General features: G+C 64.3%; 9 protein-coding genes and 2 pseudogenes. 6 read left to right on the forward strand and 5 right to left on the reverse strand.

The genetic code is table 11. The features are described 5' to 3' along the window. Window positions 1-58 precede the first annotated feature (58 nt). Window positions 59-787, reverse strand: a complete 729-nt coding sequence (locus ADT71_RS18335) for a hypothetical protein (RefSeq protein WP_054439072.1) — start codon at window positions 785-787, stop codon at window positions 59-61. Between the two features lie 136 nt (window positions 788-923). Then, window positions 924-1,868: a S8 family serine peptidase gene (locus tag ADT71_RS18340; RefSeq protein WP_231636020.1), complete on the reverse strand. Its 945-nt coding sequence runs from the start codon at window positions 1,866-1,868 to the stop codon at window positions 924-926. Window positions 1,869-2,252: 384 nt separating this feature from the next. On the opposite strand from ADT71_RS18340, the gene ADT71_RS18345 reads away from it, so the two are divergent. Further along, a complete protein-coding gene (locus ADT71_RS18345) occupies window positions 2,253-2,750 on the forward strand; it encodes an RNA polymerase sigma factor (RefSeq protein WP_054439074.1) in 498 nt (165 codons plus the stop codon). Continuing rightward, window positions 2,747-3,544, forward strand: coding sequence for an anti-sigma factor (locus ADT71_RS18350; RefSeq protein ID WP_054439077.1), 798 nt, complete (start codon window positions 2,747-2,749; stop codon window positions 3,542-3,544). The genes ADT71_RS18345 and ADT71_RS18350 overlap by 4 nt, the downstream gene beginning before the upstream one ends. 57 nt (window positions 3,545-3,601) lie before the next feature. Here ADT71_RS18350 and ADT71_RS18355 read toward each other — a convergent pair whose 3' ends face one another. Then, window positions 3,602-6,559 (reverse strand): TonB-dependent receptor domain-containing protein, encoded by a 2,958-nt coding sequence (locus tag ADT71_RS18355; protein ID WP_231636021.1) that lies wholly within the window; start codon window positions 6,557-6,559, stop codon window positions 3,602-3,604. A 209-nt stretch (window positions 6,560-6,768) separates the two neighbouring features. Between ADT71_RS18355 and ADT71_RS18360 the strand changes: the two genes are divergently transcribed. The 4 genes and pseudogenes from ADT71_RS18360 to ADT71_RS18370 all read left to right on the forward strand — a co-directional run bounded on the left by ADT71_RS18360 (window position 6,769) and on the right by ADT71_RS18370 (window position 12,977). Further along, window positions 6,769-9,150 carry a glycoside hydrolase family 2 TIM barrel-domain containing protein gene (locus ADT71_RS18360; protein ID WP_197283077.1) on the forward strand — a complete coding sequence of 794 codons (2,382 nt, stop codon included), beginning with the start codon at window positions 6,769-6,771 and terminating at the stop codon, window positions 9,148-9,150. Beyond that, a complete protein-coding gene (locus ADT71_RS32300) occupies window positions 9,084-9,896 on the forward strand; it encodes a beta-galactosidase small subunit (protein WP_197283078.1) in 813 nt (270 codons plus the stop codon). Before ADT71_RS18360 ends, ADT71_RS32300 begins: the two co-directional genes overlap by 67 nt. Before the next feature lie 289 nt (window positions 9,897-10,185). Beyond that, entirely contained in the window at window positions 10,186-11,496 is a 1,311-nt protein-coding gene (locus ADT71_RS18365) for a methyl-accepting chemotaxis protein (protein WP_054439079.1), read from the forward strand. Between the two features lie 273 nt (window positions 11,497-11,769). Beyond that, window positions 11,770-12,977: pseudogene (locus ADT71_RS18370) on the forward strand (MFS transporter). A 4-nt stretch (window positions 12,978-12,981) separates the two neighbouring features. Here ADT71_RS18370 and ADT71_RS30545 read toward each other — a convergent pair. Then, window positions 12,982-14,117 (reverse strand): annotated as a pseudogene (locus ADT71_RS30545) (glycosidase). A 117-nt stretch (window positions 14,118-14,234) separates the two neighbouring features. After that, a complete protein-coding gene (locus ADT71_RS18385) occupies window positions 14,235-14,909 on the reverse strand; it encodes a CDP-alcohol phosphatidyltransferase family protein (protein WP_054439085.1) in 675 nt (224 codons plus the stop codon). Window positions 14,910-15,002 lie beyond the last annotated feature (93 nt).

Raw genomic sequence — 15,002 nt, forward strand, 5'->3', positions numbered from 1 at the left:
CTCGCACCGTCATGAGCCGATCATCGGCCCCGTCGGTCCGCGGGGGGTATTGTCAGGTTCAATTGCCGCTGGCGCTCGCGCCAAGGTTGACCGAGGCGCCGGAGGCCGAGCGCGAGGCTCCTGCCGAACCCGAGGCGGCAGCATTGTGTTCGGCCGCACCGGCATTGGCGGAACCATTGCCCGATCCCTGGGCCTGCGCACTCTGAACTGCGGAGGCAGTTTCGCCGGCACGGTCACGCGCGCCGGATGCGGCGGAAGAAAGCTGTTGTCCGGCTGCGCTTCGGGCATTGCCGAGCGTCGATGCCGCATCACCCGGCAGCGTTCCCGCTGACAGCACGCCATCGGCCGCGCCACTGCCGGAAAGCATGGCGCCCGAGGCGGTGCGGCTTGCTGTTCCGCTCGCGGTGCCGCTTCCCGTGGCGCCGAGCGATCCCGCCGAACCGCCCAGATTGCCTGCCGCGCCCGATGCCGTATCGCGGACCGCCGAAGTGTCCGGCGCGGAGATCGATGGCGCGCTCACCGACTTGCGGGCTCGTCCCTCGCCGCTGCCCCTGGCCGAAGACGTGACCGAACGCGTGGTTCGCGACACACCGATGTCGCCCGCGCCGCTACCCGCGCCGCCGATCGAACTCCCGACCGAACCAATGCTGCCTCCGAGCGAACCGCCCAGGGAACCACCCAGCGAGCCGCCCAGTCCGCCGCCGCCCAGCAATTGGGCATTGGCAGTGCCGCTAACGGCTACGATGGCGAAAACGGTGATGGCCGTACCGAAAGAGAGCTTCTTCATGATTTCGTTCCTTCCTCTTGTCGTACCTGCCGCCAGGGCATCTCGCCTTGCCGGGGTGTCTGTGAGAGGAACGGATGGCCATTGCGCTTTCATCCGTGACGAAGGCGATTTTTATAAAAAAATTCCGCGCGGCCTCTTATGTACCCGAACGGCAGATCATGCAGAGCACGCCCCGTCCAGTCTGGCGCGATGCGCCGAATGCCTCGGAATTCGCGGCTTCAAGAGCCGAAGCGGCACTCCTGCCCTGCGCCATGCGAGCCGCGATGCGGGACGCCGCTAGAGGAGCGGCGAAGGACGTGCCCCGCAAACCGATGCGTCCCTTGGCAGGAACGATTGCCGACATGTCCGCGCCGGGAGCAGCATAATCCAGGTGGGATGCCCGTCCGGCCTCGATCAGCACCCGGCCCCGACCGTCCACTCCGGTCACCGCGACAACACCGGGATAGGACGCCGGGTAGGCAGGAGGCGCAGCGGCGCCGTCATTGCCGACGGCGGCGACCACCGCCATCCCTTTCGCGCGGGCAGCCGCCACCGCCCGCGCCAGCAACGGATTGACAGGCCCGACCAGGCTGATCGACACGACCGGCACCCCCTGCCCCGCCATCCAGCCAAGCGCGCGCGCGATAGCAAGGGCATTGCCGCCAGCCGGGTCCGAACCGTAGACATCGGCACCATAGATCCGCGCCGATCCTGCACTCTTGAGCAGCGAGGCGATCGCAGAAGCATGCTCACTGCCTTTGGGGGCGCCGCTGGCGAAACCGCGCTGAGCGACAAGCCGATCCGAGCCCGCAATCGCACCATCGATAACGCCGACCGTTCCCCCTCGTGGCAGCGCCGGCGTAGCAGGCTTCGCATTGGTCCCACCGGCGCCCACGCCTGACGGGAAATGAATCTGGTCAGCCGTGATCTCGCGGCCTGGCAGCGCCCGGCGCAAGATCTTGAGCCCGCGGGCGAGCGATTGCCCGGCGGGGACGGAAAGCCGCGCATAAGCGATGCCGAGATCCTCGATCACACCTTGCTCGATCGGCAGGAATCCCCGGTCCCGCGCGAGGGCAAGGCTGGCAGGGTCGGGATCGAGCAACAGTACCTCTCCGGCGCGGGCCGTTCATGGCGATCATCCCAGTCCACCGCTCCCCGGCTTGCCATGACCAAGCCTTCCAGACGCGCGATACGCGCCTGCGCAAGTTGGCGCGCGCTGCGCTCGATTGTCGAGGTTGGCGCCAGTGCTCGATCCGTCAATTCCTGCGCGGCATCGCCAACCCGCCCCAAAGTGCCGAGCGGATCAATCCCGCCGGGAAGCGAAAGCCGTGCCTGCGCCGCCCCGTCAGGGCCAGGAGCAGCGAGGCCAGCAATGCGTATGGTGTCTTCCCGCGCGGTATCATCAGTGGTCCGATAGCAAAAATAAATGGCGTCAGGGGATGAAACGGTGGCATCGGGACGTTTCATCCCGGGACATGGCAATTCGATGAGCAACAACGGCTTCTGCAACGAACTGACGGCACTGCTGCCACGCTTGCGGCGGTTCGCACGCGGGCTTGCGCAGAATGCCGCCGATGCCGACGACCTTTGCCAGTCGACCGTCGAGCGTGCGCTCAGGGCCCGCCAGCAGTGGCAGGAAGGGACGCGTCTTGACGCGTGGGTTTACAGGATCATGCGGAACCAGTGGATCGACGAGACCAGAGCAAGAGCGCGCCGGGCACAGACTTTCGCTCACGAGGACGAAGGCGCGAACATCGGCATGGCCGGGGACCGCGACGCGGAGAACCGCGTCGAGCTGAGCAATGTTGACCGCGCGCTGGCGCGGCTGCCGGAAGAACAGCGCGAGGCCGTCGTGCTGGTGCTGGTCGAAGGCTTCGCTTACCGCGAGGCCGCCGAGATGATCGGCATTCCGCAGGGAACACTGACCTCCCGGCTAGGTCGCGGCCGGGAAGCACTGATGAAGGAATTGGGAGAAGTGGCATGAGCGTGACGGCGGAAGAACTGATGGCGCTCGTCGACGGCGAGCTTTCGCCCGAAGATGCTGCGCGCGTCGAAGCCGCCATTGCGGCGGACCCGGAACTGGCCCGGCGGCTCGATGCCGAGCGCGGCCTTCGCGAAACCCTGCGCGGACATTTCGCACCGGTGGCCAGGGAACCCGTGCCCGATGCGCTCACCGACATGATCGCCCGCGCCGCCGCCGAGGAGGCGGAAGAGCAGATGACCGACAGCAACCACGCCGCACCGGCGCAGGTGCTGGACTTCGCGAGCGCACGCAGCCGCCGCGAGGAAGCCGAAAAGGCGCGCCGCAAGGCCGAAAGAAGATCACGCGCTCCGATCTTCGCGGATCGGCGCATGGCCTTCGCCATCGCCGCTTCACTGGTGCTCGGGCTGATGCTGGGCACCCGGCTTCACAGCGAAGGGCCGATCACGTCGAATGGCGACAGGCTGGTGGCCTCGGGTACGCTGGCAAAGGGGCTCGACCGCACGCTGGCATCGGCGGGAGGAGATGGCGACTTGCGTATCCTCACCAGCTTCCGGCGCAGCGACGGCGGCTATTGCCGCGTGTTCGAAGCCCGCGCGGCAGCGGGCATCGCCTGCAAGGATGACCGCGACTGGGTTCTCGAGCGGACGATGAAGCCGGGCGACAGGGCAGCTGGTACTTACCGGCAGGCCGGGTCCGCCGGTGCCGCTTTGCTGGCGGCCGCGCAGGAGATGGCCGCGGGCGAGCCACTTGACGCCGCACAGGAAAGTGCCGCTCGCGAGAGAAACTGGCGCTGAACGAACAGCCACCAAATGAGCGCGCCCGGCTTCCCAAGGAAACCGGGCGCGCCTGTATCATCGGTGGAACCTCAGGCTGAGGAAGAAGGTGCGTCCGATCACATCGTAGACACCGGACTGTTCGCTCAGTTCGAAGTTCGCGCCGCCCGCCTCGGCACCGGGGATGCGCGGCGGCTTGCGGTCGAAGGCGTTGTTGAGCCCGCCTGACAGTTCGATATTGTCAGTGAGCGCGAAGAAGGCCGAGAAATCGTTGTAGAATACGTTCGGCGTCCAGATCTTGCTGTACTTCTCCTTGGTGATCGTGGTGCTGGCCTTCATCGGCGAGACGTGGCGCAGGCTCCAGGTGAAGCCCAAGCCGTCACGCGAATAGGTCGTGCGCACAACACCCTTCCACTTCGGAGAACCGAAGATTCCGGCATATTCGGTGATCGAATTGGGATCGGACGGATCGAGCGTGTAGCGACGATTGAGCAGGCGCGTGTAGTTGGCGTCGATCGAAAGCTTGCCCTCGTCGTCCGGCAGGCCGAGCCGTGCCAGCGGAACCGAATAGTTCAGGCCGAAATCGATACCCCGCGTCAGATACTGCGCAAGGTTCAGCTTCTGCGTCATCACCGCTTCGAGATTGCCGTTGGCGTCGCGCTTGATGAGGGGGCAGAAGATATTGTCGAGCGTCGGCTGATCCACGCACTTGTCGATCAGGGTCTGCGCACCGAACGCATCGATCGCATTGCGCAGGTCGATGTTGTAGTAATCGACCGTCAGCGACAGGCCCGGCAAGAAGCGCGGCTGCATCACCGCGCCGACCGTCAGCGTCTTGGCGGTTTCCGGCTTCAGGTCGAGATTGCCGCTCGAGATGATGTCACGGTAGAGCCAGTAGCTGGCGGTATCCGCAGGGCTGATCGCCGCGCAGTTCGCCGCCGTGTACTGCGTGCGGGTAGCCCGGTTGGCGAGGTTGTAGGTGTTGCACGGGTCCGTGATCCAGAGACCCGAAATGCTGTCCGCTGTGTAAAGCTCGCCTATGTTCGGCGCGCGCACGGCCTGGCCATAAGTCGCGCGGAAGCGGATGTCACGGATCGGCGCCCATTCGCCGCCGATCTTCCAGGTCGTGGTCGAACCGGCGGTGCTGTAGTCCGAAAGGCGCAGCGCGCCGTCCAGCGAAAGCGTCTCGAAGAATGGCGTCTTCGCCAGCAGCGGGACGTGGACTTCGCCGTAGACTTCCTTGACCGAATACTTTCCTACCAGCGTTCCGGCGGTCGTGCCGATGGTGGGATCGTAAAGCGGGCTGTCCGGATTGTACTCGGGGATCGCGCCGATATCGTTGCGCTCCTTGCGGTACTCTCCGCCCAGCACAACCTGCACCGCGCCGCCGGGAAGGTCGAACAGGCCGCCGCTAACGTAGCCGGACAGGACCTGCTGCGTCAGCGTCGATTTCGACCAGTGCGAGGTATAGGTGATGTAGTCGATCATCTCCGGCGTGAGCTTCACCAGGGGATTGATCGCCACGCAGCCGTTGCCGGGATCGTCGAGCGTGCTGCGGCAGATCGCCTTGCCGTCCGGCCCCGTCGTGCTGTCGAGGCCCAGATACCAGCGATCGTATGCAGTCGAATTGACGTCGCGCACGCGTTCGGTGGTCTTGCCGTAGGAGTAATAGGTCGAATAGTTCCATGGCTTGGAGAAGAGCGTGAAATCACCCTCGGCACCGGTCACGGCCTGGAACAGCGTGCGGTCATACTCGGTGCGCGGAGCGGCCAGTTCCATGAAACGCCGCGCGAACTGCACGCCGCCCGCCGGCACCGCACCGCCATTGGCAGCGCGCATCTCGTCCGTGATGTAGGGGCTGTCCGCCGGAACGACGTCGGTGCCGAAGGCGGTCATCTGGAGATAGCCGGCCTTGGACGTATTGTGCGCGAAAGTAGCGTTGGCGAACAGCTTCAGCGCATCGCTGACCTCAAAGCTCGCCGATGCGCGGGTGTTGATACGCTGCGAGGGAACCGAGAGGAACCAGCCGTCATAGCGGCCATTATATTCGCCGCCATCGGTCAGCAAAGTGCCCAGCGGTTCGGTCGACGTGCCCAGATTGACGGGAACGGCGTTGACGAAACCACCCGGACCGAGGATCGGATCGCGCAGCGTGCCATTGCCGCTGACCGCGTAAAGCCTGCCGCCCAGTACCACTTGCGCGGCATCGGCGGTGTTGATGTTGCGAACGTGATCCTGGATGTAATAGGGGCTTGAACTGCTGGTGCGGGCGTAGATCGGATAACCGTCCGCCGTCCATGGCCGGTCCGCACCGCTGACGGTTCCGGGCGTGTTCTCGAAGAACCCGTAAAGCGTCACGTTGCCGCGATGGTCGGCAAAGTTGGCGCCGGCCAGCAGGTCGAACCCGTAGGTATCCATGTCGCCGCGCGTGGACGCACTGTAGCGCGTGTTCGCCTCGACCCCTTCGAAGTCCTTCTTGAGGATGAAGTTGGCCACGCCCGCAACCGCATCCGCGCCGTACAGCGCCGAGGCGCCGCCGGTGATCACCTCCACGCGCTGGACGAGGCTGGAGGGAATATTGCTGAGATCGACCGCCGAAGTACCCGGAATCGCCGCCACCTGACGGCGACCGTCGACCAGTACCAGCGTGCGCTGCGTGCCCAGGCCGCGCAGGTCAAGCGCATTGACGCCAGCGTTGCCCGCAAGGTTGCTGGTCTGGTTGGTCTGGGTGACGGCCAGTGCCGGAAGCTGGTTGACGACATCGGCGATGTTCTGCGTGCCAGTCGCCTTGATCTGGTCTGCATCGACGATCGAAAGCGGCGAAGGACTGTCGGCTGCGGCGCGGCGGATGCGGGAACCGGTAACGACGATATCGGCCGCCTTGTTCTCGCCCGCCGTGTCCTGGGCGGTCTCGGGCAGCGTCTGGGCGAAGGCCGCGGTTGAAAGGGCGCCAGCGGAAAGCCCCAGGCAACTCAGCATCAGCACGCACCGGAAACGCGCCACGGCGGACCCCGCGGCGAGGGCATTATATCTCATTGATTTTTGCTCCCTGTTGACCGCATGAATCCCCACATACGGTACACCGTATACGATATTATCATTTCTGCGTTGTCAAGTTGGGTGCAGCGCATTCAATCGGTTGCAATGCGAAGACCCTGACCGGTTGCGCTTTTCCTATATTGGTATACGATATATTTATCCGGTTTTCCGTTGCCGGAACAGCTTACCGTCAGGGGAAATGCCAAGTGCGTACCATCATCCATTCGAGCGCGATCGGAAGCCTGATGGCGAGCCTGCTGGTTTCCGGAGCCGCCCATGCACAGGCTCCAACCCCGGAATGGGAGCAGCCGGATGTCATCCGGCAAGGCGCCGAACCGATGCATGCGACTTTCGACGGGTTCGAGACGCGCGCCGCCGCCTTGTCGCGAGAAACCGCAAAGTCACGCTACCATCTCTCGCTCGACGGTAACTGGAAGTTCCAACTCTCCAGGACACCGGAAACCCGCCCTACCGATTTCTTCGCCGAGGATTTCGACGCAAGCGGCTGGGGAACCATGAAAGTCCCCGGCATCCTCCAGGCCGAGGGTCATGGACGGCCGGTGTTCGTGGGCAGCGGCTATCCCTTTCCGCGCAACCAGCCCTGGATCGACCACAGCCTCAACGAAGTGGCGTCCTACCGCCGCAACTTCACCGTTCCCGCCACCTGGTCTGGCCGACGCCTGCTGCTGACCGTCGGCGCGGCGGGCGCGGCCTATTACATCTGGGTCAATGGCCAGCGCGTAGGCTATTCGGAAGACTCCAAGCTGCCCGCCGAGTTCGACGTGACGCGCTATGCTCATGCCGGCAACAACACCGTCGCCATCGAACTCTACCGCTTTGCCGATGGCAGCTATCTGGAAGACCAGGACTTCTGGCGCGTCAACGGGATTGAGCGCAGCGTCACGCTCTACGCCGCACCGGCTACGCATATTCGCGACCTGACCGTCGATGCGGGGCTGGAGAACGGGTATCGTGACGGCAAGCTGGCCGTGAAGGTCGACCTGGCCGGACAGGCCGCCGCGATGCGGATCCGCGCGACGCTGCTTGACGGCAGGCGCGAAGTGCTGGTGCGCGAAGGCGCGGCAGACGGAAGCGCCGTTTCCCTCTCGGCGACCATTCCCGCCGTGCGAAGCTGGTCGGCCGAAGATCCGCAGCTTTACACCTTGCTGGTCGAGCTGCTGGGCGCCGATGGCAAGCTGATCGAGGCGACCAGCCGCCGCATCGGCTTCCGCACGGTGGAGATCGCGGGCGGCGAAGTGCGCGTGAACGGCAAGCGCATCATGATCCGCGGCGTCAACCGCCACGAACACGATCCCAAAACCTTCCGCATCGTTTCCGAGGAAACGATGCGCCGCGACATCGAACTGATGAAGGCGGCCAACGTCAACGCGGTGCGCACCTCGCACTATCCCAACGATCCGCGCTGGTATGACCTTGCCGACGAATACGGCCTCTATGTCATGGACGAAGCGAACATAGAGAGCCACGGCTACCTCAGCCTTTCGCAGGAACACGGGAACGACCCGAAGTATCTGCTTGGCAACGACCCGAAATGGCTCGCGGCCCATCTCGACCGGGTGGAGCGCATGGTCGAGCGCGATCGCAACCATCCCTCGATCATCTTCTGGTCGCTCGGCAACGAAACCGGCATCGGCAGCAACTTCGAAGCCGCCGCCAAGTGGGTGAAGGCGAACGATCCCACCCGCCTCGTGAGCTTCCTTGGCTGGAGCATGAGCAACTGGCGCCATCCGACGAACAGCTACGTCGACATCTTTGCGCCAATGTATGACGATGTTCCCAAGATGGTCGATTACGCCAAGGATCCGGCGTTCACCCAACCGCTGATCCTGTGCGAATATGCGCATTCGATGGGCAACAGCCTCGGCGATCTCGAAGGCTACTGGCGAACCATGCGCAGCTATCCCAAGCTGCAGGGCGGCTTCATCTGGGACTGGGTGGACCAGACCATGCTGCTAAAGGACAAGGATGGTCGTCCGTTCTGGGGACAGGGCCTCGACTACGATCCCGACCCGAAAGCGCCCGGCGTACATGGCGACGACAGCCCGGTGGGCGACGGCGTGATCCAGTCGGACCGGACGCCGGACCCGGAATACTACGAACTGGCCAAGGTGCAGTCACCGATTGCCTTCACGCATGACGCTGGCGGATACCGCGTAGTCAACCGCCACGACCACATCGACCTCTCGCGCTTCACGCTGGACTGGACGATGATGGAAAACGGCAAGGATGTCGCCAGCGGCACTCTGGCCACACCGCAGGTCGCGGCCGGCAGTTCAGCGGCGCTCACCGTTCCGGTTCCGGCTGCGAGAAATGCCTCCGCAGAGCGCATCCTCGTCCTGCGCGCCCGTGCCAGGGCCGGCGCCGTACCCTCGCAGCGGCCGGGCATGTCGTCGGCTGGGAGCAGTTCGAGCTATCCGGCCCGGTCGCAGCACCCGCCACCGCGGGCACGGTCGCTCCCGGCGAGACCGCCTCTGCGCTGCGCTTCGAAACGGGCGGTGCCGTGCTGGAGATCGACAAGGCAACCGGCCTCGTCACCCGCTACGAACGCGGCGGCAAGCTGCTGCTGACCGGCGGCGCGCCGAACTTCTGGCGCTCGCCGACCGATAACGACGTCGGCGCGGGCGTGCCAAAGAGCCACGCCATGTGGCAGTACTTTTCCGAGCATCGCCGTCTCGAGACGATCACGCGTGAAGGCAATGCCGTGATCGTCCGCCATGACATGGGCGTCGGCTCGGTGAAGACCGAAACGCGCTGGACGATGGCAAGCGACGGATCGGTGGGCGTCACAATCCATTTCGAGCCGCTGCGAGACACCCTGCCCGATCCGCTCCGCGTCGGTCTCGCGTTCGAGACCCCGGCCGAACTCGATCACGTCCGCTGGTTCGGGCGCGGTCCGCAGGAAACATACGCCGACCGCAAGACCGGCGGCATGATCGCCCAGTGGCAGGGTTTGCTGGCGGACCAGTTCCACGACTACGCCCGTCCCCAGGAATCGGGCAACAAGACCGACGTTCGCTGGATCGAACTAACGGGAACGAAGACCGGCAACAAGGTCGGGCTGCGCATCACTGGCGCGCAGCCGCTTTCGGTCAATGCCCTCGCGTTCCCCTATGCCGATCTCGCGATGAAGCCGCCTGGTCAGGCGCACAGCTCGGACATCCGCCCGCATGGCAGCGGAACGCTGCTGATCGATGCCGCGCAGGCGGGCGTAGGCGGCGACACCGGCTGGAACCTCGATGGCCGCGCGCACATGCCCTACCGCATCGAACTGAAGCCGCTCACCTATTCCTTCACGATCGGCGGAGCAGACTGACAACGACCTTCGCCCTGCCAGCCCCCTCGGAGGCGGGCGGGGCGAACGCCGTCCCCACGGGACGCAATATCAAATCTTTTCAGCGCGATATTGAGATTTATTTCAAATCACACGCCCTCATCATAACAAATAGAACCATTCAGGTTCTAAAATTTCCCGGAAACGCCCCCTTGCGAGCTGCCCGGAACGTCCAGCTCCCGGACCCCGGCACCTATAATGCCTGATGATACTTCGCCGGCATCGGATCTCTTCAGGTCCGGGCGGCGAACTCAGGGGTGGGGGGTATCTTATGTACTGGTTCAAGGCCGACGCGCCTATTCGTCTCAAATTATTCATCGCTTTCGGCAGCTTTGTTGCCCTGACGGCGCTTGCCGGATTTTCCGGCATGCTCATGCCAGCTTCGGTGGCCCGGTGGATGGCCGCGGGCACCGTCGTGCTCGCCATGGTGCTGGCATTCCTTTACCGCGAAGCCATCGCCGGACCTTATGTTACCACGGTCGTGAGGATGGAGGGCCTGGCTGCTGGCGATCTGGACACGCCGATCCAGTTCACCGACTTTCGCGACTGCGTGGGCCGGATGACCACGGCGATGTTCCAGTTCCGCGCCACTGCGCAGGCTCAGATCGAGTCCGACAAGGAGGCGCAGAACAATTCCCTGATCGTGCAAGGCATGGCCGAGAATTTCCGCCGCATGTCGCAGGGCGATCTTACCGCGGACATTACCGAGGCTTATCCTGCCGACTATGCCGTCCTCAAGGAAAGCTTCAACGAGGCTCTCGCCAGCCTGCGGTCATTGCTGGGAGCGGTGAAGGCCAGCACCCAGAACAGCCTTACCGGCTCGCGCGAGATCGCACAGGCATCGGAAGATCTTGCCCGCCGAACGGAGGGCAATGCAGCAAGTCTCGAACAGACGGCAGCGGCGATCCAGCAGATCGACACACGGCTGAAAGCCACGGCCCAGGCCGCTTCGCTCTCCGTGGCCACATCGGGGCAGGCGATGGGTGCGGTCAACGAAGGACGCGCACGCACCGATGCCGCCGTCGGGGCGATGAACCGTGTCAGCGACAGCGCGAAAGCCATCGACGGCGTGATCGAAGGGCTAGACAAGATCGCCTTCCAGACCCGAGTCCTGGCCATGAATGCCGCCGTGGAGGCAGGCCGCGCGGGCGATGCCGGTCGCGGTTTCGCGGTCGTGGCCGATCTGGTTTCCGCCCTAGCCATGCGGGCGGAGGAGGAAGCCAAGCGTGCCCGCGACCAACTCGGGGTCACCCAGTCGGATATCGAGGTCGCCGTGGAAGCGGTGCGCAAGGTCGACGCGGCGTTCGAAGTGATCTCTACCTCCGGCGAGGAAGTTGCCCGCCTTGCCGGCCAGATCGCAGCCGACAACGATGCGCAGGCGGCGGCCATCGGGGAGATCAACACGGCGGTTGGCGTCATGGACCATTCGACGCAGCAGAATGCCGCTATGGTCGAACAGACATCCGCCGCGGCGAGGAACCTGACCAACGAAATCGCTTCGCTGGCAAACGAAGCGGACCACTTTCGCATTGGCCCTGCCAGCCCAGGCTTCCGTCCGACACTGGTTCGCAGCGGCACCTGAAACAAACCAAATTTCGCGGAATTTCCGGCCCGTTCGCCTTCAAAAGGCGAGCGGGCCTTCCGCTTTGTGGCCTCGCTTCGGCTCCATGACAAATTTACGTCGCATACTTCCTATATTGCGTGTACTACGTTCCCGCCAGAGGTCGCCGCAAGAGACCTTGGCTCGAAACGAGCAGGATTGGGAAGGGAAAGGCGGATGGCTGCAGATGCCACGGCGCAGAAACTGCGCCGAAGGACATTGGCGTGGATTGTCGGGATCGCAATGGCTGGTCTCATGTTCGATGGCTATGACCTCGTCGTATACGGGACCGTGGTCTCCACGTTCCTTCGTGACCCGGCGCAGATCGGTCCAGTCGATCCGGCGCTGGCAGGCGCCCTCGGCAGCTATGCGCTGCTTGGCGTACTCGTGGGCGCGCTTATTGCCGGGAGCATCGGCGACCGTATCGGCCGACGGCGAATGATGATCGCAGCCTATGCGTGGTTTTCGCTGGGAATGCTGTTCACCGCCTCGCCCATTCCGCCGCCATGTTCGGAATCCTGCGTTTTACCACCGGGCTCGGGGTCGGCGCACTGTTGGCGACGACGGCCGCCATGGTTTCGGAATATGCTCCGCCGGGACGGCGCAATCTCTACAATGCCGTGACTTACGCGGGCGTGCCGCTGGGCAGCCTCGCAGCGGCAGGTATCGCGATCCTGCTGGCCAAGCATATAGGATGGCGCGGCATGTTCGCGATCGGGGCTCTGCCGCTGATAACGCTGCTGCCGCTTGCGATCTTGAGGATGCCGGAATCGGTCATGTGGCTCGTCTCGCGCGGCCGGGTCGAGGAAGCACGCGCAATCGCGGCACGAACCGGCGTGGCGCTGCCCGATCAGGAACCGGCGCCCCGCCGTTCCGAAACGGAGGCGACCGGTTATCGCGGCCTCTTCGGCGAATTCCTCGTCCCCGCCGTTCTCATCGGTCTCGTCAGTGCGACCGGGCTGCTGCTGGTCTATTCGCTGAACACCTGGCTGCCCGAGTTGATGATGCGCTCCGGCTTCGACGCCAGGGGATCGCTTTCCTTCCTGCTGGTGCTCAACGGCGGCGCCGTGCTCGGTCCGATGTTCGCTGCCCGCTTTGCGGACCGGATGGGGCCGCGCCCGGTCGTGGCGGCAAGCTTCATCGTGGGCGCGCTGGCCATTCTCGCATTGACCCTTGCCCTGCCGCTTTGGCTACTGCTGTGCGTCGTCGCGCTCGTGGGCGTGGGCACAAGCGGAACGCAGACGCTGATCTACGGGCTGGCCGCCAATTACTTCCCCACGCGCATGCGCGGCGCCGGGGTGGCTTGGTGCGCGGGCTTTGGTCGGCTCGGCGGCGTTGGAGGGCCGCTGATCGGCGGTTTCCTGATCGGAGCGGGCCTTTCGATCACGAAGATCTTCATGGTCCTGGGTGCTCTTGCCCTGCTCGGAGCGGTTCTGGCGATCTGCGTTCCGCGCCGGGCCTGATCCTTCAGGGCGCGAAGACAGCATGGGGAATATGCGTGATCCGGCAGGCCAGGTCGCCTCGCCGGACGCCACTATATAATGCTCCCCATGCGCGGCGATGCCCGTGGTGAATACCACGTCCCGCAAATACATCTGGTGTTCTAGCGGAAGCGTCAGGTCCGGGTCCGCTTCAAGCAACGGCGAATGGCCGGTCCGCAGGACGCGGCTGGGATCGTCTCGGTCCAGGATCGACCAGTACGTGCGATAGATACCCACGATTTCCTTGGGCTCCACCCCGTGCCAGAGCGTCAACCAGCCCTGGTCCGTGAGGATCGGCGGCGCCCCTCCCCCCATTCTCGCGGTGGCGACGGTAGCGGAATGGGGCCGGATTCCAGGCCTGCCACAGGGCTTCCAGAACCGCGCGTCAGGCGAGAGCGCAAGGTTTATCGATGGCCCCGAACGCCACTCGCTGCCCGGCGGATAGGCGAAATAGAGATCGCCGAGCGGGCGTGTCTGCGCCCAGTAATGACCGCCGATGAGGCCCTCGAAGATCAGCATGTCCTTGTTCTGGTGATCGAGCACGATGTCCTCGAATTGCCAGTCCAGACCGTTTTTCGAACTGTAGAGCGTGGTCGAATGCCGCTCGGGACTGACCGAGCAGGTGGTCATCAGCCAGTCTTCCCCCACCTTGCTGATCCGCGCATCCTCGATCCCGTAGCATTGCAGGCTGCGCTGCGGCGCGATCGCGCGGTCGTAGTGGACGGCGACCACGTTCAGCCCTTCGGCGTCGAGTTCGACGGGCAGTAACCACGAAAGCGAAGTCAGCGCCATGATGCGCCAACCTCCGCCCCGCAGCATGAACTTGCGCGGGTCGGTGGTATCGGCATGCTCCAGCGGCCAGGCGTCTAGCACGTAGCGCCCATGACCGCCTTCCTCGCCCTCCCATCGGATGGCGTGGACATGGCCGTCCCGGATCGGTTCGCGCAAGGCTTCGGCCACGCGCACCATCATCAGCAGATTGCCGCCGGGAAGGCGCGTCAGGCCGGGGTTGAAAGCGCCAAGAACATAAGTTTCGGCATCGAGATGGCCGGCCAGTGGCGAGCGGGAAAGGTCCACGTCATCGGGAACGAACACGAGACGGTCCACCGGAAAACCGCTCATGAACACATCCCTACCGTAAAAGAAGCGCTCCCCGGAATGGCGGTGACTGGATCGACCATGGCATTCTCCTGACGGAATCGTCAGGAAAACGCGCGTGGCCGCATTGGGTTTCGCCGATCAGCTCGCCGCGGCGAGGCGGCGGCCGGTCACAAGCGTCTGAACGACGAACAGGACCATGAGGATCACGCCGACGCTGCCGACGAACAGGTCAAAGCCGGAAACCGCGCCGAACAGGCCCTTGCCCGAACCCAACGTCATCATCATCAGGGTGAGGCCGATCAGCATGAAGCGCAGTTCGGTAGGCCCGGCCTGGAGATAGGACAGCTTGAATTCGCCCAGCACGCGGGCGGCAAGATAGGCATGGATGGAAAGCAGGAGATATCCCACCAGTGCCACCATTGCGACGTCCATCGTCACATAGGGGCTGGTGCCGATGCCCCAGACGATCAGCGCCGTCGTCAGCCCGTCACAGCTGTGATCGATGAAATAGCCATAGGACGGGCGCTCGATGCGGCGGAACCGGGCAAGGCTGCCGTCCATGGAATCGCCGAACCACTGCACGACATAACCCGCCATCGCCAGCCACAGCCACTGCGCCGAAAGGTTGCTTGCGGCATAGCCACCGAAGGTCATGAAGGCACCGACGAGACCGGTCGCGGTCAGCACGTCCGGCGTGACCCATCGCGGCATCCGGGCGCAGAGCCATTGCAGGAGCTGTCGTTCCCGCCTTGCAAGGATGTTTTCCTGAATCCGCGTGGGGGGCAGAGGCTGCGTTTCGGATTTGCCGGTCATGAGATGTCGTCCGTGAAGCTTGAATTCAAAATGTCATAAAACGGAAACCCCGATGAAGGCCGGACGCTCCCGCGCGAATGCCGGGCCGGATCA

Origin of the sequence: Novosphingobium sp. ST904 (assembly GCF_001298105.1) — a bacterium.
Lineage (GTDB): Bacteria > Pseudomonadota > Alphaproteobacteria > Sphingomonadales > Sphingomonadaceae > Novosphingobium.

Excerpts from the sequence above, each read along its gene's own strand:
- ADT71_RS18335 (WP_054439072.1), bottom strand. The coding sequence starts at position 787 with ATGAAGAAGCTCTCTTTCGGTACGGCCATCACCGTTTTCGCCATCGTA.
- ADT71_RS18345 (WP_054439074.1), top strand. The coding sequence starts at position 2,253 with ATGAGCAACAACGGCTTCTGCAACGAACTGACGGCACTGCTGCCACGC.
- ADT71_RS18350 (WP_054439077.1), top strand. The coding sequence starts at position 2,747 with ATGAGCGTGACGGCGGAAGAACTGATGGCGCTCGTCGACGGCGAGCTT.
- ADT71_RS18355 (WP_231636021.1), bottom strand. The coding sequence starts at position 6,559 with ATGAGATATAATGCCCTCGCCGCGGGGTCCGCCGTGGCGCGTTTCCGG.
- ADT71_RS18365 (WP_054439079.1), top strand. The coding sequence starts at position 10,186 with ATGTACTGGTTCAAGGCCGACGCGCCTATTCGTCTCAAATTATTCATC.
- ADT71_RS18385 (WP_054439085.1), bottom strand. The coding sequence starts at position 14,909 with ATGACCGGCAAATCCGAAACGCAGCCTCTGCCCCCCACGCGGATTCAG.